Origin of the sequence: Streptomyces sp. NPDC005761 (genome assembly GCF_040630635.1) — a bacterium.
Lineage (GTDB): Bacteria > Actinomycetota > Actinomycetes > Streptomycetales > Streptomycetaceae > Streptomyces.
In genome coordinates, this window is the sequence record NZ_JBEXXX010000023.1 from 37,247 (window position 1) to 55,522 (window position 18,276).

18 protein-coding genes and 2 pseudogenes are annotated in these 18,276 nt (G+C 71.2%); 13 read left to right on the top strand and 7 right to left on the bottom strand.

The annotated features are described in order from the left end of the window. Nucleotides 1–110: 110 nt before the first annotated feature. The 4 genes from ABZ434_RS21350 (at nucleotide 111) to hutH (ending at nucleotide 5,354) form a co-directional block, all read left to right on the top strand. Entirely contained in the window at nucleotides 111–1,295 is a 1,185-nt protein-coding gene (locus ABZ434_RS21350) for an adenylate/guanylate cyclase domain-containing protein (RefSeq protein ID WP_359139015.1), read from the top strand. A 335-nt stretch (nucleotides 1,296–1,630) separates the two neighbouring features. After that, nucleotides 1,631–2,443 (top strand): enoyl-CoA hydratase-related protein, encoded by an 813-nt coding sequence (locus ABZ434_RS21355; protein ID WP_359139018.1) that lies wholly within the window; start codon nucleotides 1,631–1,633, stop codon nucleotides 2,441–2,443. 95 nt (nucleotides 2,444–2,538) lie between these two features. Beyond that, on the top strand, nucleotides 2,539–3,768 hold the full coding sequence (locus ABZ434_RS21360) for a GGDEF domain-containing protein (protein ID WP_359139021.1): 1,230 nt from the start codon (nucleotides 2,539–2,541) through the stop codon (nucleotides 3,766–3,768). Nucleotides 3,769–3,803: 35 nt separating this feature from the next. Further along, complete coding sequence (hutH, locus tag ABZ434_RS21365) at nucleotides 3,804–5,354, top strand: histidine ammonia-lyase (RefSeq protein WP_359139024.1); 1,551 nt, start codon at nucleotides 3,804–3,806, stop codon at nucleotides 5,352–5,354. A gap of 63 nt (nucleotides 5,355–5,417) precedes the next feature. Here hutH and ABZ434_RS21370 read toward each other — a convergent pair whose 3' ends face one another. Further along, nucleotides 5,418–5,702 carry a hypothetical protein gene (locus tag ABZ434_RS21370; protein ID WP_359139027.1) on the bottom strand — a complete coding sequence of 95 codons (285 nt, stop codon included), beginning with the start codon at nucleotides 5,700–5,702 and terminating at the stop codon, nucleotides 5,418–5,420. 138 nt (nucleotides 5,703–5,840) lie between these two features. Here ABZ434_RS21370 and ABZ434_RS21375 point away from each other — a divergent pair, with 138 nt between their 5' ends. The 4 genes from ABZ434_RS21375 (at nucleotide 5,841) to ABZ434_RS21390 (ending at nucleotide 10,225) form a co-directional block, all read left to right on the top strand. Beyond that, nucleotides 5,841–6,272, top strand: coding sequence for a hypothetical protein (locus tag ABZ434_RS21375; protein ID WP_359139030.1), 432 nt, complete (start codon nucleotides 5,841–5,843; stop codon nucleotides 6,270–6,272). Between the two features lie 285 nt (nucleotides 6,273–6,557). After that, the gene (locus ABZ434_RS21380) at nucleotides 6,558–7,826 is read left to right on the top strand and encodes an Ig-like domain-containing protein (RefSeq protein ID WP_359139033.1); all 1,269 of its coding nucleotides are present in this window, start codon (nucleotides 6,558–6,560) and stop codon (nucleotides 7,824–7,826) included. A gap of 151 nt (nucleotides 7,827–7,977) precedes the next feature. Continuing rightward, the gene (locus tag ABZ434_RS21385; RefSeq protein WP_359139036.1) at nucleotides 7,978–9,432 is read left to right on the top strand and encodes an ABC transporter permease; all 1,455 of its coding nucleotides are present in this window, start codon (nucleotides 7,978–7,980) and stop codon (nucleotides 9,430–9,432) included. A 109-nt stretch (nucleotides 9,433–9,541) separates the two neighbouring features. Next, nucleotides 9,542–10,225, top strand: a complete 684-nt coding sequence (locus tag ABZ434_RS21390) for an ABC transporter ATP-binding protein (protein WP_359078734.1) — start codon at nucleotides 9,542–9,544, stop codon at nucleotides 10,223–10,225. A gap of 55 nt (nucleotides 10,226–10,280) precedes the next feature. On the opposite strand, the gene ABZ434_RS21395 is transcribed toward ABZ434_RS21390, so the two are convergent. Next, nucleotides 10,281–10,889: an RDD family protein gene (locus ABZ434_RS21395; protein ID WP_359139039.1), complete on the bottom strand. Its 609-nt coding sequence runs from the start codon at nucleotides 10,887–10,889 to the stop codon at nucleotides 10,281–10,283. A 198-nt stretch (nucleotides 10,890–11,087) separates the two neighbouring features. On the opposite strand from ABZ434_RS21395, the gene ABZ434_RS21400 reads away from it, so the two are divergent. Continuing rightward, nucleotides 11,088–11,258, top strand: a complete 171-nt coding sequence (locus tag ABZ434_RS21400) for a hypothetical protein (RefSeq protein ID WP_359139042.1) — start codon at nucleotides 11,088–11,090, stop codon at nucleotides 11,256–11,258. A gap of 346 nt (nucleotides 11,259–11,604) precedes the next feature. Further along, nucleotides 11,605–12,978, top strand: coding sequence for an NADP-specific glutamate dehydrogenase (gene gdhA, locus ABZ434_RS21405; protein ID WP_359139045.1), 1,374 nt, complete (start codon nucleotides 11,605–11,607; stop codon nucleotides 12,976–12,978). Nucleotides 12,979–13,170: 192 nt separating this feature from the next. Here gdhA and ABZ434_RS21410 read toward each other — a convergent pair whose 3' ends face one another. Further along, nucleotides 13,171–13,533, bottom strand: coding sequence for a YrdB family protein (locus tag ABZ434_RS21410; RefSeq protein WP_359139048.1), 363 nt, complete (start codon nucleotides 13,531–13,533; stop codon nucleotides 13,171–13,173). A gap of 140 nt (nucleotides 13,534–13,673) precedes the next feature. Between ABZ434_RS21410 and ABZ434_RS21415 the strand changes: the two are divergent. Next, nucleotides 13,674–14,063: pseudogene (locus tag ABZ434_RS21415) on the top strand (TIR domain-containing protein); the annotation flags it as partial. A gap of 288 nt (nucleotides 14,064–14,351) precedes the next feature. After that, nucleotides 14,352–14,489: pseudogene (locus tag ABZ434_RS21420) on the top strand (Rho termination factor N-terminal domain-containing protein); the annotation flags it as partial. A gap of 84 nt (nucleotides 14,490–14,573) precedes the next feature. Here the strand turns inward: ABZ434_RS21420 and msrA are convergent. From msrA to ABZ434_RS21435, 3 genes are all read right to left on the bottom strand, one after another. Further along, nucleotides 14,574–15,239 (bottom strand): peptide-methionine (S)-S-oxide reductase MsrA, encoded by a 666-nt coding sequence (gene msrA / locus ABZ434_RS21425; RefSeq protein ID WP_359139051.1) that lies wholly within the window; start codon nucleotides 15,237–15,239, stop codon nucleotides 14,574–14,576. Nucleotides 15,240–15,312: 73 nt separating this feature from the next. Further along, nucleotides 15,313–15,435 (bottom strand): hypothetical protein, encoded by a 123-nt coding sequence (locus ABZ434_RS21430; protein ID WP_359139054.1) that lies wholly within the window; start codon nucleotides 15,433–15,435, stop codon nucleotides 15,313–15,315. A 159-nt stretch (nucleotides 15,436–15,594) separates the two neighbouring features. Further along, on the bottom strand, nucleotides 15,595–16,698 hold the full coding sequence (locus ABZ434_RS21435) for a hypothetical protein (protein ID WP_359139057.1): 1,104 nt from the start codon (nucleotides 16,696–16,698) through the stop codon (nucleotides 15,595–15,597). Between the two features lie 68 nt (nucleotides 16,699–16,766). On the opposite strand from ABZ434_RS21435, the gene ABZ434_RS21440 reads away from it, so the two are divergent. Next, nucleotides 16,767–17,912 (top strand): cystathionine gamma-synthase, encoded by a 1,146-nt coding sequence (locus ABZ434_RS21440; protein WP_359139060.1) that lies wholly within the window; start codon nucleotides 16,767–16,769, stop codon nucleotides 17,910–17,912. A gap of 115 nt (nucleotides 17,913–18,027) precedes the next feature. Here the strand turns inward: ABZ434_RS21440 and ABZ434_RS21445 are convergent, their stop codons facing one another. Beyond that, a complete protein-coding gene (locus ABZ434_RS21445) occupies nucleotides 18,028–18,219 on the bottom strand; it encodes a DUF1059 domain-containing protein (RefSeq protein ID WP_329540659.1) in 192 nt (63 codons plus the stop codon). Nucleotides 18,220–18,276 lie beyond the last annotated feature (57 nt).

The window sequence follows — 18,276 nt, forward strand, 5'->3', positions numbered from 1 at the left end:
CGTCCGGTAACGGCTCTACGACGTGAGGTAGGGCACACCTGCCGTATCGTTGAGGCGATCCACCGACAGATCGGCAGGGCAGTGCGCAGGGAACGGGCAGGAGGCGGCTGGTGACCGTCGGCGACACGACCTCCGGCGCGGGCGCGGAGCCCCCGTCGGACTCCTCGGTCCACGCGACACCGCATCACGAGGTCGACCACACGGCTGAACCGACCGACGACCCCCTGGCGATCCGGCTGGAACAGCTGATCCTGGGCGCCGACCGGCGCTACACCCCGTTCCAGGCCGCCCGGACCGCGGGTGTCTCCATGGATCTGGCGTCGCGGTTCTGGCGGGCCATGGGATTCGCCGACATCGGCCAGGCCAAGGCGCTGACCGAGGCCGACGTCCTGGCGCTGCGGCGGCTGTCCGGTCTCGTCGAGGCAGGACTGCTCAGCGAGCCGATGGCGATCCAGGTGGCCAGGTCGACCGGCCAGACCACCGCCCGGCTGGCGGAATGGCAGATCGATTCGTTCCTGGAGGGCCTCACCGAGCCCCCCGAGCCGGGAATGACCCGCACCGAGGTCACGTACCCCCTGATCGAACTGCTCCTGCCGGAGCTGGAGGAGTTCCTGGTGTACGTGTGGCGGCGCCAGCTCGCCGCCGCCACCGGCCGGGTCGTGCAGGCCGCTGACGACGAGGAGATGTTCGACCGGCGTCTGGCCGTCGGTTTCGCCGACCTCGTCGGATTCACCCGGCTGACGCGCCGCCTGGAGGAGGAGGAGCTCGGCGAACTCGTCGAGTCCTTCGAGACCACCTGCGCCGACCTCGTCGCGGCCCACGGCGGCCGGCTGATCAAGACCCTCGGCGACGAGGTGCTCTTCGCCGCCGACGACGCCGGCACCGCGTCCGAGATCGCGCTGCGCCTCGTGGAGGCGATGGCCCTGGACGAGACGATGCCGGCGCTGCGCGTAGGCATCGCGTTCGGCACCGTCACCACCCGGATGGGCGATGTCTTCGGCACCACGGTGAACCTCGCCAGCCGGCTGACCTCGATAGCGCCGAAGGACGCCGTCCTGGTGGACGGGGCGTTCGCCAAGGAGCTGACCCGTACCGGGGACGCCCCCGTCTCCGAGGCGCAGGCCGCGGAGGAGGCGGCGGCCGCCGCCGAGCGGGCCGAGAAGGAGGGCGCGGACGGCGAGGAGCCGGCTCCCCTGCCCAAGTACCGCTACGGCCTGCAGCCGATGTGGCAGCGGCCGGTGCGCGGACTCGGCATCGTCGAGCCGTGGCTGCTGGCCCGCCGCGGTACGTCCTGACCCGCCTGTGCCCTCCCGCGGGTGAGCCTGACCGGCCTCGGCCTTCCGCCCGGTACGTCCCGACCCGTCCGTGGCCGTCCCGCCGGTGAGCCCTGGCCGGCCCCGGCCTCCCGCCGCGGTACGTCCTGACCCGCCTGTGCCCTCCCGCCGGTGGGCCTGACCGGCCCCGGCCTCCCGCCCGGTACGTCCCGACCCGTCCGTGGCCGTCCCGCCGGTGGGCCCTGGTCGGCCCCGGCCTCCCGCCGCGTTACGTCTTGACCGGCACCTGCCCTCCCGCACCGGGAGAGCTCTAGGATCCCTTCGGTAACGCTCGTTAACCGACAGGGGTGCACTCCATGACCGTCACGTCCGAGCAGCGGTTCGGGGAATTCGTCGTCGTACGGGGCCATGAGGGCCTGGAGCACGTCGCCGAGCTGGTCCTCGACCGGCCCAAGGCCATGAACGCGGTGTCGACGGACATGGCCCGCTCGATCGCCGCCGCCTGTGCCGCGCTCGCCGCCGACCCCGGCGTCCGGGTCACCGTGCTCACCTCCAGCCACGAGCGGGCCTTCTGCGTGGGTGCGGATCTCAAGGAGCGCAACTCCTTCACCGACGCCGACCTGGTGCGCCAGCGGCCCACCGCGCGAGCCGCCTACACCGGGGTGCTCGAACTGCCGATGCCGACGATCGCCGCGGTGCACGGCTTCGCGCTCGGCGGCGGGTTCGAGCTGGCTCTGTCCTGCGATCTGATCGTCGCCGACCGGACCGCCCTGGTGGGTCTGCCGGAGGTGTCGGTCGGGGTCATCCCGGGGGGTGGCGGCACCCAGCTGCTGCCGCGCCGGGTCGGGGCGGCGCGAGCCGCCGAGCTGATCTTCACCGCGCGGCGGGTGGAGGCGGCCGAGGCCCGCGACCTGGGCCTGGTCGACCAGCTGGTCGCGGAGGGCGAGGACCGGGCCGAGGCGCTGGCACTGGCCGGCCGGATCGCGGCGAACTCCCCCGTGGGGCTGCGGGCGGCCAAGCGGGCGCTGCGGCTCGGGCACGGGCTCGATCTGCGGGCGGGTCTTGAGGTCGAGGACTCCGCGTGGCGGTCGGTGGCCTTCTCCGGAGACCGGGCGGAGGGCGTCGCCGCGTTCAACGAGAAGCGGAAGGCGAACTGGCCTGGCGAGTGACACGTCATGACTCCACGTAGTCGTGCCGCGACGCACCGCGCATGATCAGGTCCGCAGACTGATCAAAACATCACAAATCTACATAAGCTGGTGCGATGGGTGGTGACGATGCGCGGCTGCGGGCCGTGGTTTCACTGGCGCAGGCGATGGCGGCGGCGCACACCCCGCGGGGATGCTGGCGAGCAGCCGCGCTGGGGGCGTGCGAGGCGCTGGGCGGCAGCTTCGCCGCGCTGTCGGTCTGGGAGCGCGGACGCGGGCGGCTGCGGGTCCTGGTCAACGCGGGCGAGCGGGCCGAAGGGGAGGAGGAGTTCCCCGACGAGGAGGCGTACCCGGTGCACCAGTTCCCGGAGATCACCGAGTTCCTGCACGAGCGGTGGGCCGGGGGCGGTGAGCCGGACGCGTGGGTGGAGACCGCGGAGGGTCCGGTGGAGCCGGAGCCCGAGGGCGGGGACGCGGGGGGTGCGGACGTGTCGGGTGCGCATGGTTACGGGCGCGGCTACTGCCATCAGCGGGTGGCGGCGCTGCGCCGGCGCGGGCGGGGCTGCTGTGTGGTCGCGCCGATCGTGCTGCACGGGCGCGCCTGGGGCGAGCTCTATGTGGCGCGGCCGGTGGGGGAGCCGGTGTTCGGCCGCCGGGACGCGGACTTCGCCACCGTGCTGGCCGCCGTCGTGGCCGCCGGGATCTCCCAGACGGAGCGCCTGGAGGAGGTGCGCAAGCTCGCCTTCACCGATCCGCTGACCGGCCTCGCGAACCGGCGGGCCGTGGACATGCGGCTGGACGAGGCGGTGGAGCGGCACCGGGACGACGGTGCGGTGGTGAGCCTGGTCGTCTGCGATCTCAACGGCCTGAAGTGGGTCAACGACACGCACGGGCACGCCGTCGGTGACCGGCTGCTGGAACGTTTCGGCTCAGTGCTGTCCCGGTGTGGGGCCATGCTGACCGGAGCGCTGGCGGCCCGGCTCGGCGGGGACGAGTTCTGTCTGCTGGCCCTGGGCCCCGGGGCGGACGAGGTGATCGCGGTGGCCACCGAGCTCTGTGAGCGCGCCGCCGAGCTGGAGTTCGGCAACGGGGTCGCCTGCGGGATCGCGTCCACGGGGGACCCGATCGGCCCGGTGGTCTCTGCTCGGCGGCTGTTCCGGCTCGCGGACGCGGCCCAGTACCGGGCGAAGGCGGCCCGCTCCAGGAAGCCCGTGGTGGCGGGGCGTGACGGCGAGGTCATCCGGCTGGCCGACTCGCCGCCCAAATCCGCCCATGACCGCCGTCGGCTGCGGGGAGCCGTCCCCGAGGTGACGGATGAGGTAAGGGGTCAACCCGGCGACCACTAGTGACATCAAGGGTTTCAGTCCGTACGCTTCTGAATATGGATATGCATACAGTCGTGGTGGGGACGTCCGGTACCACTGCTCAGGACGTCATCGCCGTGGCCCGCGGCAACGCCCGTGTCGAACTCTCCGCCGCCGCGGTGAGGGCCCTGGCCGCCGCTCGCGAGATCGTGGACGCGCTCGCCGCCAAGCCCGAGCCGGTCTACGGCGTCTCCACCGGATTCGGCGCGCTGGCCAGCCGCCACATCAGTCCGGAGCTCCGCGCCCAGCTCCAGCGCAACATCGTCCGCTCGCACGCCGCCGGCATGGGCCCGCGGGTCGAGCGCGAGGTCGTCAGGGCCCTGATGTTCCTGCGGCTGAAGACGGTCGCCTCGGGCCACACGGGCGTGCGGCCCGAGGTCGCCCAGACCATGGCGGACGTCCTCAACGCCGGGATCACACCCGTCGTTCACGAGTACGGTTCCCTCGGCTGCTCCGGCGACCTGGCACCGCTCTCGCACTGCGCCCTGACCCTGATGGGCGAGGGGGACGCGGAGGGCCCCGACGGCACCGTGCGCCCGGCGGGCGAACTCCTCGCCGCCCACGGCATCACCCCCGTCGAGCTGCGCGAGAAGGAGGGCCTCGCCCTCCTCAACGGCACCGACGGCATGCTCGGCATGCTCGTGATGGCCCTCGCCGACCTGCGCAGCCTCTACACCTCGGCCGACATCACCGCGGCCCTCTCGCTGGAGGCACTGCTCGGCACGGACAAGGTCCTCGCCCCCGAGCTGCACGCCATCCGCCCGCACCCCGGCCAGGGCGCCAGCGCCGACAACATGCTGCGGGTGCTGGCCGGTTCGGGGCTCACCGGCCACCATCAGGACGACGCGCCGCGCGTCCAGGACGCCTACTCCGTGCGCTGCGCGCCCCAGGTCAACGGCGCGGGCCGCGACACCCTCGCGTACGCCGCGACCGTCGCCGACCGCGAACTCGCCTCGTCCGTCGACAATCCGGTGGTGCTGCCCGACGGGCGGGTCGAGTCCAACGGCAACTTCCACGGGGCGCCGGTCGCGTACGTCCTGGACTTCCTGGCGATCGTCGCCGCCGACCTCGGTTCGATCACCGAGCGCCGCACCGACCGGCTGCTGGACAAGAACCGTTCGCACGGGCTGCCGCCGTTCCTCGCCGATGACGCCGGGGTCGACTCGGGCCTGATGATCGCCCAGTACACCCAGGCCGCCCTGGTCAGCGAGATGAAGCGGCTCGCCGTCCCCGCCTCCGCCGACTCGATCCCGTCCTCCGCGATGCAGGAGGACCACGTCTCGATGGGCTGGTCGGCCGCGCGCAAGCTCCGTACCGCCGTGGACAACCTCGCCCGGATCGTCGCCGTCGAGCTGTACGCGGCGACCCGCGCCGTCGAACTGCGCGCCGCGCAGGGCCTGACCCCGGCCCCCGCCTCGCTCGCCGCCATCGAGGCGCTGCGTGCGGCGGGCGTCGAGGGACCCGGTCCGGACCGCTTCCTGTCGCCGGACCTGGCCGCGGCGGACGCCTTCGTCCGCGCGGGCAAGCTCGTCTCGGCCGTCGAGCCGGTCACGGGGCCGCTGGCCTGACCCGGGCCGCACACACGCGCGAGCGGCCACCGGGCGGACCCGGTGGCCGCTCGTGCGTACCGGTCACAGGGCCGGCCGCGGACCTCCGTGACGGCCCGAGTACGTGACGAAGCCCGCGCCGATGCCCAGGAACGCCATACCGCCGACGAGATACGGCGTCGTGTCGATCCCGGTTCCGGTCTCGGCGAGCGTGGTGGAGGCCGGGTCCGCCTCGGCGGCGGCGCCGCGGTCGGCCGTACCCGGCGCGGTGGTCGCATCGCCCGCGTTGGCGGACGGGACGAACCACAGGGCGCACAACAGCGTCCCCGCAGCGGTGGCGGTCAGGAGCGGGCGGCGGGTGATGGCCACGGAATCGATCCCCCTCGGGGCAGCCGTACGTGCGAGGGCTTCCCGAATGCCGGGTCCCCTCAAGCCTGTTGCGCCGATGCTAATGAACGCAGCGGGTCGCGGGAAAGCCATGGCGGCCGGCAGCTTACGCTCCGCCTCATGAGCACTTCTGAGTCATCACGATTCGTTCGCCTTCGTGTCGAAATGGTGTTGGAGATCACGGACGCCGATGCCCTGAGCGGGACCGCGCTGGAGAGCCTCGCCGCCGAGTACGGCGAGCCCGGCGGCGAGTCCGCCGAAGAACGCACGCATGCCGAGACCGCGGTACGGGAAGACGGTGCGGAGGCCCTCGCCTCACTGATCGATCCGTTCGACCTGGTCAGCGAGGTGCCCGGGGTCGAGCTGACCCAGGCCTCCTGGAGCAGCGAGACCATCGACTACGACCCGGAGGACCCGGACGGATGGGACCTCGCAGACGGCCAGGACGGTGACTACTACGACGACGAGGACGACGGCGACAGGAGCGCTGCCGGCGTCCCGCACAATGGGGAGGAGGACGACGAGCGCGGCAGCACGGAGCGGCGGGCCTAGCGGGTGGGAACACCGGCCCCGGCCCGCTTCCGGCGGGCCGGGGCCGGTGCGCGTGAGCGGCCGGTGGATCCGGATCGCGGACCTGCGGTACAACCGGGTCGTGCGGCGGCTGGTACATAGGTGATGAACAGCGGGAACCATGGCTGTCGCCACCGCGTCGATGAGTGGTGTTCCCCACATCCGAGGCAGATATGGAACGGGGCACCCGCTCGGAGTGTTCTTGGAACATTGACGGGCATCGCCGGCCGACGGGTCGGCACGGGGTTTTCGGGGATTTCGGCAACGATGGAGAAGCGTGTGATGACGGACAGCAAACGGCGCAAGGGCCTCATGGCCGCGTCGGCACTGCTCGGCGGCGTGCTGGTGCTTTCGGCCTGCAGCGACGGCGGCGACAAGGGCGGCCCCAGCCCCGACAGCTCGAAGTCACAGGCGGCCGAGGTCGACAAGGCGGCGGCCGAGGAGACCTCCGAGGCGCAGATAGCGATCTCGCCGAAGAACGGCGCGACCAACGCCAGCATCAACAACGCCGCCAAGGTCACCGTCACCAAGGGCAAGCTGACCGTCGTCACAATGACCACGGCGGCCGGTGAGAGCGTCAAGGGGACTCTCTCCGCCGACGGTACGAGCTGGAAGCCGGACGCCCAGCTGGAGCGTTCGACCACGTACAAGATCAACGCGACCGCGCAGGACTCGAAGGGCCGCGAGGCGCACGAGAACTCCTCCTTCACCACCGTGTCGCCCGCCAACAGCTTCATCGGGAACTTCACCCCCGAGGACGGCTCCACCGTCGGCGTCGGCATGCCCGTCTCGATCAACTTCAACAAGGCGATCACGGACAAGAAGGCCGTCGAGGCCGGCATCACGGTGACGTCCAGCAGCGGCCAGCAGGTCGCCGGCCACTGGTTCAACTCCCAGCGCCTGGACCTGCGCCCCGAGGACTACTGGACGGGCGGCTCCACCGTCACGCTGAAGCTGGCGCTGGACGGCGTCGAGGGCGCGGACGGCGTCTACGGCGTGCAGCAGAAGACGGTCACCTTCAAGATCGGCCGTAACCAGGTCTCGACCGTGGACGCCAAGACGCACACCATGACCGTCACCCAGAACGGCAAGACGATCAAGACCATCCCGATCTCGGCGGGTTCGTCGGACAACCCGACGTACAACGGCCAGATGGTGATCTCCGAGAAGTTCAAGGAGACCCGGATGGACGGCTCGACGGTCGGCTTCACCGACGACGACGGCAAGGGTGAGTACGACATCAAGGACGTGCCGCACGCCATGCGGCTGTCCACGTCGGGCACCTTCATCCACGGCAACTACTGGGGCGCCAAGTCGATCTTCGGCAGCGCCAACACCAGCCACGGCTGCGTCGGTCTCGCCGACGCCAAGGGCGCCGGCGATCCCAACGCGCCCGCCGCCTGGTTCTTCAACAACTCCATGATCGGCGACGTGGTCATCGTCAAGAACTCCCCGGACAAGACCATTCAGCCCGACAACGGCCTCAACGGCTGGAACATGAGCTGGGCCCAGTGGACGGCGGGCTCCGAGGCCTGAGCCTGCCGCACCCCCGAGCCCCGTACCGCAGGCGGCGGCTCCGCGATCCCCACGGATCCCGGAGCCGCCGCCTGCGGCGTTGCCGGCTGTTCTCATCCCGCTCTCATGGTGGCCTTAACCCACCATCACAAGCGGTCCCTAGCCTCGCGCCATGTTCTTCACCTACCTCCGGCGCGAGCTGCGCCGCCGCAGAAAGGCGGCGCTCGTCGTCGCCTCGGGGCTCGCCCTCGGCATTGCGCTCGTCATCATCGTCAGCTCGGTCTCCTCGGGCATGAGCAAGGCCCAGGACAAGGTCCTGGAATCGCTGTACGGCCTCGGTACGGACATGACCGTCACCAAGGCCGCCGCAGCTCCGGGTTCCACCACGGATCGCCCCAGGTTCCAGTTCGACGCCAAGGACAGCGACGACGACGCGACGCAGAGCACGGACCGCGTCATGGTCCAGGGCTTCCAGACGCTCGCCTCCACCACCGTCGGCAAGGTGGGCGGGCAGACCGGCGTCGCCGACGCCGTCGGCGGGCTGAGCCTGACCGTCATGAAGGTGGACGGCCAGTTCAAGCGCGGCGAGTTCAAGCAGGAGGGCGGCACGGCCCAGGGCGGCGGCCGCGGCGGCCCCGGCGGCGGCACCACCCAGCCGCAGGGCGAGGTGCAGGGCGGCGGCGCCTCCTTCGACGTCAACTCCTACACCGTGTACGGCACCGACGTCACCAAGCAGGACCTCGGCCCGCTCACCTCGTCGAAGATCACCGCGGGACGCACGTTCAAGACCACGGAGACCGACGCCGAAGTGACCGTGGTCGACGCCGCGTACGCCAAGGAGAAGAAGCTCTCCACCGGCAAGACGGTCACGATCCACGGCACCGAGTTCACGATCGTCGGCGTCTCGACGGCCGACAGCGGAGACGCGGCCGCCAATCTTTACATCCCGCTCCAGCAGGCGCAGACCCTCTCCGGCTCGAAGGACAAGGTCACCACGGTCTACGTGAAGGCCGCGGACTCGCAGCAGATCGACAGCGTCAAGTCCGCGATCCAGAAGAACGTCACGGGCACCACGGTCACCACCTCCGCCGACCTCGCCGACACCGTGTCCGGCTCCCTGTCCACCGCGTCCGACCTGGCCTCCAGCGTCGGCAAGTGGCTCTCCATCGCCGTGCTCATCGCCGCGTTCCTGGTGGCCGGCCTCCTCACCTCCTCCGCGGTCAGCCGCCGCGTACGGGAGTTCGGCACGCTCAAGGCGCTCGGCTGGAAGAGCGGCCGGGTCACCCGTCAGGTCATCGGCGAAGCACTCGTCAACGGACTGATGGGCGGCGTCCTCGGCATCGCGGCCGGCCTGGCGGGCGCGTACGCCGTCACCGCCGTCAGCCCCACCCTCACCGCTCAGCTCGGCTCCTCCGGCGGCGGTGGCGCGCGCGGCGGCATGATGGGCGGCCCCGGCCGGCAGACCGCGTCCAAGGCCCTCGACATCGCACTGACCGCGCCCGTCTCCCTCTCGATCATCCTGATCGCCGTCGGCCTGGCCGTGGCGGGCGGGCTGATCGCAGGCGCCTTCGGCGGCTGGCGAGCCTCCCGGCTGCGCCCCGCGGACGCGCTGCGCCGCGTCGAGTAGCCCGTACGGGATGACCGGCACCCGGGCATCCCGTACCCCGTCCCCCAGCGATCCGCGGCCCCCGACGGTCGCCCGGGATCCGCGATCACCGTCCAGCAGGAGTTGGCCCATGTACACGCTTCAAGGCGTCACCAAGCGCTACACGCGCGGCAAGTCCACCGTCCACGCGCTCGCCGGCGTCGACCTCACCATCGAGGACGGCGGGCGCCTGGTCATCCAGGGCCCCACCGGCGGCGGCAAGTCCACGCTGCTCCAGATGCTCGGCGGCCTGGACCGTCCCACGGACGGCAGCGTCGAACTCGACGGGGTGGACCTCGCCCGACTCAGCGAGGCCAAGCTCACCAAGGTGCGCGCCGAGAACATCGGCTTCGTCTTCCAGAGCTTCAACCTCATCCCCACACTCACCGCCCAGGAGAACGTCGAGACCGCCCTCGTCCCGCTCGGTGTCAAGGCGTCCGAACGGCGCAGAAGAGCTGCCGAGGCGCTCGACTCGGTCGGACTCGGCGAACGGCTCGGCCACCTCCCCGGTGAGATGTCCGGCGGCCAGCAGCAGCGCGTCGCCATAGCCAGGGCCCTGGTGAAGCAGCCCAAGGTGCTGCTCGCCGACGAGCCCACCGGCAACCTCGACGAGTCCATGCGCGACGAGATCATGGAGGTGCTGGAGACCATGTGGAAGGAGCACGGGCTCACCTTCATCATGGTCACCCACGACAGCGCGATCGCCCGCCGGGCCCCGCGCCTGGCGACCATCCGCAAGGGCAAGGTCACCATCACGGAGAACGCCGCGGCCTGACCCGGCACCACTCCTCACCCTCCGGCCGGCGGGCCCGTACGACGGATCCGCCGGCTCAGCCGGCCCGCCCCGCCACCGCCCGGCGGTGTGCCGCCAGATCGGTGCGGCGGACCTGGCGCAGACCGGCCGGGTCGCTGGATGCGGCGCCCCCCGCCCGCGCCCCGGGGCCGTCCGCCGCCAGACGGGCGCGCAGCCCGTACCAGGGCTGCAACGGCAGCCAGCACAGCCCGTACAGCCAGCGCCGCACCAGCTGCCCGGGGCCCGGGCGCCCTGTGCCCGGCAGGCTCACCACCCGTATCCCCATGATCAGCTTCCCCGCCCCCGCACCGAAGACCGCGGTGAGCACCACCTGATTGAGGAACGAGAGGGCGAGCACCGGCCCGATCAGCAGTCCGACGACCTTGGGAACGGCCGCCGAGTCCGCGTACGGCCGGACGAGTAAGCCGCCGGCGACCAGGCAGAGATAGCAGTCGAGTCCCACGGCGAGATAGCGGCGCATCTCGCCGGCCCGGGGCGGAGTCCCCGGCGCGGGCCGCTCCGCCCGCCCGGGAACGTACGGGGGTCCCGGCTGCCCGTAACCGAGCAGCGGTCCGGTGGCCAACGGCGTTGGCGCGTAAGGGGTATGGGGACTCCGGCCCTTGCCGTTCCCCCGTGATGTCGTCATGACGGAATCATGTCTGATAGTCCGTCACCGCGGGCCCGGACCGCGCACCTCGGTGATCCCGCCCCCACCCCCGTGGTGTAGCCGGCTGCACCACGGGTCCGGGGGCCCGGCCCCTCGTGCCGGAGTCCGCCCGCCGCGAGAGTGGAGGACACAGCCGGGCGGGGGCCCGGCGGCCCGCCCGACCTCCTGGAGGAACCCATGAAGCCGCTGCTTCGGACCGCGCTCCTTGCCGCACTCGTCGCGAACCTCTCGCTGAACTTCCTGGTGGAGCAGGAGGGGCTGCACATCGCCCTGAGCGTCGTCTCGGGCGCGGTCCTGCTCGCGTCGGCGGCCGGCCTGTGGATGCTGCGCGGCCCGCGTGAGAACTGAGACCGGCCGCCCCGCCTCACAACCACCCGTACGGCACTGTGAGGTTCACCACTTCGATGGATGTGCGAGCCCGTCGCAAGCCGGCCAATTCTGCCCGGAACCGGCCTGGGCCCGGGCGGTTGCGGCCTTCCCGGACAGGGCGGGAAGGGATCACCATGTGGATGCCCGTGGAGCATTCCGCCGCCCCACTGGGACACTCGATACGCCACAACGGTCCTGTACGTCGCTTTCGTGTGCACGGTATGCGTGATGTCGGGCGACGCCCTCAACAGTGAGGGGGGACCTGGCACCCCTCGGGACGGGGGTGCCTTCGCGCACGAGCCGATCCACGGAAGGTCTTGATCAGATGCCGGCCACCCCCGACTCCGCAACGCCGCACGCAGCCGCCCGCATCCTCGAGCCGCTGTACGCGGAGATCCTCCGCCGCAACCAGGGCGAGAAGGAGTTCCACCAGGCCGTCCGGGAAGTCCTGGAAACGCTCGGCCCGGTGCTGGCCCAGCGGCCGGAGTTCGTGGACGCCCGGATCATCGAGCGCATATGCGAGCCGGAGCGCCAGCTCATCTTCCGGGTGCCGTGGTCGGACGACTCCGGCGACATCCATGTCAACCGCGGATTCCGGGTCGAATTCTCCAGCTCCCTGGGTCCGTACAAGGGCGGGCTCCGCTTCCACCCCTCGGTGAACCTCGGCATCGTGAAGTTCCTCGGCTTCGAGCAGATCTTCAAGAACGCCCTCACCGGCATGCCCATCGGCGGCGGCAAGGGTGGTTCCGACTTCGACCCGAAGGGTCGCTCGGACGCCGAGATCATGCGGTTCTGCCAGTCGTTCATGACGGAACTCCACCGCCACCTCGGCGAGTACACCGACGTTCCCGCCGGTGACATCGGCGTGGGCGGCCGCGAGATCGGCTACCTCTTCGGCCAGTACAAGCGGATCACCAACCGCTACGAGTCCGGAGTCCTCACCGGAAAGGGCCTCGGCTGGGGCGGCGCCCTGGTGCGTACGGAGGCGACCGGCTACGGCTGCGTCCTGTTCACCGCCGAAATGCTCCGCAGCCAGGGGGACAGCCTCGACGGCCGGCGCATCGTCGTCTCCGGCTCGGGCAACGTCGCGATCTACGCGATCGAGAAGGCCCAGCAGCTCGGCGCCACGGTGGTGACCTGCTCCGACTCCGACGGTTACGTCGTGGACGAGAAGGGCATCGACCTCGCCCTGCTCAAGGAGATCAAGGAGGCCGGCCGCGGCCGCGTCTCCGACTACGCCGAACGCCGGCCCGAGGCCGTCTTCGTACCCGGCACCGGCGTCTGGAACGTCCCCTGCGACGTGGCCCTGCCCTGTGCCACGCAGAACGAACTCCACGAGGCCGACGCGCTGGCCCTCGTACGCCACGGAGTGAAGGCGGTCGCGGAGGGCGCCAACATGCCCACCACCCCCGAGGCCGTCCGCGTCTTCCAGGAGGCCGGCGTGGCCTTCGCCCCCGGCAAGGCGGCCAACGCGGGCGGCGTCGCCACCAGCGCCCTGGAGATGCAGCAGAACGCCTCCCGCGACTCCTGGACGTTCGCCCACACGGAGGAGCGGCTCGCGGAGATCATGCGCCACATCCACGACTCCTGCTACATCACGGCGGAGCGCTACGGCAGCCCCGGCAACTACGTGGCCGGCGCGAACATCGCCGGTTTCGAACTGGTCGCGGACGCGATGCTGGCGCAGGGCCTGATCTGACCCTTCCCGGCCTACGCAGACGGGGCCGGGGCGCGGATGCGTGCCGGCCCCGTCGTCCGAACCAGCTTGCCCGTGCGGGCGTCGACGCGCTCAGGTCACCGGACAGCCACGCCGGGGAGGAAGGCCCCCGCTGACCGAGAACGATCTCGAGGCGACCCGCGGACGCCGCCGGTGACCAGGCGCGGGCCCGCGCTACTTCGTAGGCGCCGGCCTGCGCCGGAACGTCTCCGCCAGCGCCGTGTTCACCACCACCACGACGGCCATGACCACAGCCGCCACCGGGTGCCCCACCGCGTACAGCGCGAGGGCGCCGCCGCCGAGCACCACGGTCTTCACCACGAGCACACCGCCCAGCGGCAGCCGGAACCGGGCGCGCGGGGCGGCGAACATTCCCCACAGGGCGATGGCTGCCGCCAACACCCCTAGCCCGAGAAGCAATTGGACGGCAAGAGCGTCCCCGAGGCTGAACCCCCACCAGAACAGGCAGGCCAGCGCCGCCAACTCCACGAGGAACGCAAGAACTTCGTTGGCGGCCCACCAGGGCCGCCCGGCCATGGACGGGATCGCCCGTCCGCCAGCAGGCTCTTCTCGCACTGTGCCCCCCCACACTCCACGTGGCCGTGAGCGTACCGGCCATTCTCGACGCGGGGGCCGTAGGCCACTCCCTGATATGTCAGAATGACGAGAAGGGGCTGATGCGACCCGCAGCCCTGCGGCCCGGAGGGGGTCCCGTGAAGGTGTTTCTGAGCTGGTCCGGCGAGCGCTCGAAGATGATGGCGGAGGCGCTGAAGACCTGGCTGCCCGACGTCATCCAAGCCGTCGAGCCGTGGGTGTCTTCGCAGGACATCAAGAAAGGCAGCCGGGGTCTTGCCCAGGTTGCCGACGAACTGGCCGAGTCCGACTTCGGCATCATCTGCGTCACCTCGGACAATCAGCACTCCCAGTGGGTCAACTTCGAAGCCGGCGCTCTGTCCAAGCAGATCAGTGAATCGCTGGTCGTGCCGGTGCTGCTGGACGTCCCGGTCGTCGACCTGACCGGCCCCCTGGCGCAGTTTCAAGCTGCCGAGAGCCGGTCGCGTGACGACTTCCGCAAGCTGATGCACGATCTCAACGCGGCCCTCGACGGCGCGGGCATCGCGCCTGAACGGCTTGACCGTTCCTTCGACCGCTACTGGCCGGACCTGCACCGGAACCTCACCGCGCTGCGCGAGAGGGCGGGCAGCCCCGCGCGGGCGAGCCGGACCACCCCCGACATGCTGTCCGAGGTGCTCGTTCTGATGCGCCAGCAGGAACGGCGGCTGGTCGACCTGGAAGGAATGCTCCGGCTCGGCCGGGGTTCCGCGGAAGAGCGGGACCTGGCCCCCGTGCCCTTCACCCGCGCGCGGCGCACGGGAGCAGGGCTGGACGGCATGGTGCTGGCGGAACTCCAACAGGTCGCCGCAGGGCTGGGCATCCGCGGTACCGCCAGGATGCGTAAGAGTCAGTTGATCGAGGTCATCCGCGAGCACCAGACGCCCCCACGGCATCAGTGACGGGCCCGCCCGCCTGAGAGGTCAGCCCCGGGCCGGTGCCACACCGCCCGCCCGCCTGAGAGGTCAGCCCCCGGCCGGTGCCACGCCGATCGGGCAGGAGACGCCCGTGCCGCCGATCCCGCAGTAGCCCGCCGGGTTCTTGTCCAGGTACTGCTGGTGCGCCGGTTCGGCGGGCCAGAAGGTACGGCCCTCGGCGGGGAGGATCTCCGTGCTGATCTCGCCGTAGCCGGAGCCCGTGAGGACCTTCTGGTACGCCTCGCGGGAGGCCGCCACGGCCGCTGCCTGCTCGGGGGAGTGGGTGTAGACCGCGGAGCGGTACTGGGTGCCCACGTCGTTGCCCTGGCGGAAGCCCTGGGTCGGGTCGTGGGACTCCCAGAAGACCTTCAGGAGCTGGGCGTACGTGACGGTCTTCGGGTCGTACACGACGCGGACCGCCTCCGTGTGCCCGGTCAGGCCCGAGCAGACCTCCTCGTACGCGGGGTTCTCCGTGTAGCCGCCCTGGTAGCCGACGAGCGTCGTCCAGACGCCGTCCGTCTCCCAGAACTTGCGCTCGGCACCCCAGAAACACCCCATCGCGAAGTCCGCCACCTCCAGACCCTCCGGGTACGGGCCGAGCAGGGCGTTGCCCAGGACCGTGTGGCGGGACGGGACGGTGAATTCCGGGGTGGTGCGGCCGCGCAGAGCCTCCTCCGGGGTGGGGAGCTGCGGGGTGCGGCGGTTCAGGAACATGCGGGGGCTCCTCCTGGGGTAGGCGTGCTGTCCCTAGAACGCGCCAGGGCCGCCGAGGATTCCTCCGCCCCGGTCAGCGGCGCGGTGTGCCGTCCTCGGACTCGACGGACTCGACGTAGGCGCCGGCGCGCTTGCGGGCCTTGAACCAGAAGTAGAGGCCGAGGCCGATCAGGATCAGGGGTATCAGTCGTGCCACGGGAACACCGGTCCTTGTCGCGGGGTCGGCCGCTGCTTCGCGGCGTCGGTGCCTCCACGGTCGCACACCGGCGGCCGGGGGAGGGCCGAGGCCCGAGGGCGTATTTTCGAAAGCCCCGCCTGTCCGGCCGGGCGGACGGCGCTACTTTCGAAACACGCCCTAGTGCGGCAGCGTGGCCGGGCTGCCGCCGTTCGCCTCGTAGCCGGCCACCGCCAGGGCCCGGTAGACGGTGTACTCGGCGGCCGGGTCGGAGTTCTCCGTCCACGGCAGTGCGCCCACGTGTCCGTCGATGTGGACCAGCTGGTTCATCGCCTCGGACCAGCGCTCCATCCGGACCAGGAACAGCACCAGGAGATGGCGGACATGCGCGAGCATGGGGTCGTCGGCGCGGGCCGCGTGGACCGCGAACATCGCGCCCTCGACCGCCCTGGTCACCACCTGGCTCCGGTAGAACCCCTGCACGAGATTGACCTCGGGCAGGTGCTCGTACACCGCGAAGAGCGGCAGCGCGGCCAGCAGCGAGCCCTGCGGGGCGCGGGCGGCGGCCGCGGTCGCGAAGCGGTCGGCCTCCTCGCGCGATCCGTGCCACTTCTCGCACCAGAAGTGCAGCGCGGCGATGTGCGCGCCCATGTGGGCCGGAGCCCGGTCGATGATCTTCGCCCAGAGCTGGTCGAACTCCTCGTGGGAGTAGCCCAGTCCACGGGCGACCGCCAGTTCCACCAGATACGGGACGGGGTCGCCCGGCGCCAGCAGGGCCGCCTCGCCGACCACCGTGCGGGCCTCCTCCAGAATGATCCGGAAGTCGTCCGTACCGGCCGTCGACGAACGCCACGCCTGCTGGACCAGGAACTCCGCGTGCACGGCCGCGCCGCCCGCGTCCTTCGGCGCCTCGGCCCGCCACTTGCGCAGCCACGCCCCGCCCGCACCCGGCCGCTGCATCAGCTCCAGCGAGGCGGCCCCGGCGAACGCCTGGACCCGCTGCCACCGCACCTCGCCGTCCTTCGGCGTACCGGACAGCAGTTGCGACGCGGCCCGCCACTCCTGGGTGTGCTGGACGACATCGAGCACATCAAGGAGATCCTGGTCGGGGCCCGGCATCCGGATGTCCAGCTCCTCCTGACGCACGAAGCCATAGGTGTCCGGGTCGGCGGCGTCCGGGGAACCGGGCGCCACCTGCCGGATACCACCGCGACGGCGCAGCACGAAGGGGCCGACGACCGCGGCAAGCATGCACAGCGCGAGCAGGAACCACAGAATCTCCATGCCCCCATTGTCACCGGACGGCACGGTGCCCGGTCGAGCGCCCTCACGACGAACTACGCTCGGTGCCCATGAGCGACCAGCACAGCTTCGAGACTCTCGCGATCCATGCGGGAAACACCGCCGATCCCCTCACCGGCGCCGTTGTTCCGCCCATTTACCAGGTGTCCACGTACAAGCAGGACGGTGTGGGCGGTCTGCGCGGCGGCTACGAGTACAGCCGCAGCGCCAACCCCACGCGCACCGCGCTGGAGGAGAACCTCGCGGCCCTGGAGGGCGGCCGCCGCGGACTCGCCTTCGCCTCCGGCCTCGCCGCCGAGGACTGCCTGCTCCGTACGCTGCTGACGCCCGGCGACCACGTGGTCATCCCGAACGACGCCTACGGCGGCACGTTCCGGCTGTTCGCGAAGGTCGCCTCGCGCTGGGGCGTGGAGTTCTCGGTCGCCGACACCTCGGACGTGGCGGCGGTACGGGCGGCGATCACCCCGCGCACCAAGGCGATCTGGGTGGAGACCCCGTCCAACCCGCTGCTCGGCATCACCGACATCGCGGCCGTCGCCGACGTGGCCCGCACGGCGGGCGCGCGCCTGGTCGTCGACAACACCTTCGCCAGCCCCTACCTCCAGCAGCCCCTCGCCCTGGGCGCCGATGTCGTGGTCCACTCCACCACGAAGTACATGGGCGGTCACTCGGACGTCGTCGGCGGCGCACTGATCGTCAACGACCCCGACTTGTCGGAGGAGTTGGCGTACCACCAGAACGCGATGGGAGCCGTCGCCGGGCCGTTCGACGCCTGGCTGGTGCTGCGCGGCATCAAGACCCTCGCCGTCCGGATGGACCGGCACAGCGAGAACGCCACCAAGGTCGCCGACCTGCTGACCCGCCACCCCAAGGTCACCCAGGTCCTCTACCCCGGGCTGCCCGAGCACCAGGGGCACGAGATCGCCGCCAAGCAGATGAAGGCGTTCGGCGGGATGGTGTCGTTCCGCGTCGCGGGCGGCGAGGAAGCGGCCGTCGAGGTCTGCAACCGCGCGAAGCTCTTCACGCTCGGTGAGTCGCTCGGCGGCGTCGAGTCGCTGCTGGAGCACCCGGGCCGGATGACGCACGCCTCCGCCGCCGGATCCCCGCTGGAGGTCCCGGCCGACCTGGTCCGGCTCTCCGTCGGCATCGAGAGCGGCGACGACCTGCTGGCCGACCTGACGCAGGCGCTCGGCTGAGGCCTGCCGTCGGATCATGCCGCGCCGGCCCCGCGGGGGCCGGAATGCGCCTCTTCGGCGTGATCCGTCAGGGGCGGGGCCGGACGACCCGGTCCCGCTCCTGACCTTCCCGTCCTCAGACAGAGACCTTCTCGTCCTCCAGCGAGGCCCTGACCTGCTCCCGCAGCTCGGGGCTGTCGGTGTGCTCATGGACGGAGACCGCGTGCTCGGTCGCGGCCCGCACGACTTCCTCCTCCTCGCCGGAGATGGTCAGCGAGCAGTTCGACACGCTCGGATACTTGCGGCAGTCGGCGATCTTCCTGGTCATCACAGCCTCCTCGGCCGATGCCTTTCCAGGATAAATCGGGTGGCCCCGCGCGACCCG

What these genes read in the sequence shown, in the direction of transcription:
- ABZ434_RS21355 (WP_359139018.1), top strand. Translation starts at nt 1,631, where the DNA reads ATGACCGTCACGTCCGAGCAGCGGTTCGGGGAATTCGTCGTCGTACGG.
- ABZ434_RS21360 (WP_359139021.1), top strand. Translation starts at nt 2,539, where the DNA reads ATGGGTGGTGACGATGCGCGGCTGCGGGCCGTGGTTTCACTGGCGCAG.
- hutH (WP_359139024.1), top strand. Translation starts at nt 3,804, where the DNA reads ATGGATATGCATACAGTCGTGGTGGGGACGTCCGGTACCACTGCTCAG.
- ABZ434_RS21375 (WP_359139030.1), top strand. Translation starts at nt 5,841, where the DNA reads ATGAGCACTTCTGAGTCATCACGATTCGTTCGCCTTCGTGTCGAAATG.
- ABZ434_RS21380 (WP_359139033.1), top strand. Translation starts at nt 6,558, where the DNA reads ATGGAGAAGCGTGTGATGACGGACAGCAAACGGCGCAAGGGCCTCATG.
- ABZ434_RS21385 (WP_359139036.1), top strand. Translation starts at nt 7,978, where the DNA reads ATGTTCTTCACCTACCTCCGGCGCGAGCTGCGCCGCCGCAGAAAGGCG.
- ABZ434_RS21390 (WP_359078734.1), top strand. Translation starts at nt 9,542, where the DNA reads ATGTACACGCTTCAAGGCGTCACCAAGCGCTACACGCGCGGCAAGTCC.
- ABZ434_RS21395 (WP_359139039.1), bottom strand. Translation starts at nt 10,889, where the DNA reads ATGACGACATCACGGGGGAACGGCAAGGGCCGGAGTCCCCATACCCCT.
- ABZ434_RS21400 (WP_359139042.1), top strand. Translation starts at nt 11,088, where the DNA reads ATGAAGCCGCTGCTTCGGACCGCGCTCCTTGCCGCACTCGTCGCGAAC.
- gdhA (WP_359139045.1), top strand. Translation starts at nt 11,605, where the DNA reads ATGCCGGCCACCCCCGACTCCGCAACGCCGCACGCAGCCGCCCGCATC.
- ABZ434_RS21410 (WP_359139048.1), bottom strand. Translation starts at nt 13,533, where the DNA reads ATGGCCGGGCGGCCCTGGTGGGCCGCCAACGAAGTTCTTGCGTTCCTC.
- msrA (WP_359139051.1), bottom strand. Translation starts at nt 15,239, where the DNA reads ATGTTCCTGAACCGCCGCACCCCGCAGCTCCCCACCCCGGAGGAGGCT.
- ABZ434_RS21435 (WP_359139057.1), bottom strand. Translation starts at nt 16,698, where the DNA reads ATGGAGATTCTGTGGTTCCTGCTCGCGCTGTGCATGCTTGCCGCGGTC.
- ABZ434_RS21440 (WP_359139060.1), top strand. Translation starts at nt 16,767, where the DNA reads ATGAGCGACCAGCACAGCTTCGAGACTCTCGCGATCCATGCGGGAAAC.
- ABZ434_RS21445 (WP_329540659.1), bottom strand. Translation starts at nt 18,219, where the DNA reads ATGACCAGGAAGATCGCCGACTGCCGCAAGTATCCGAGCGTGTCGAAC.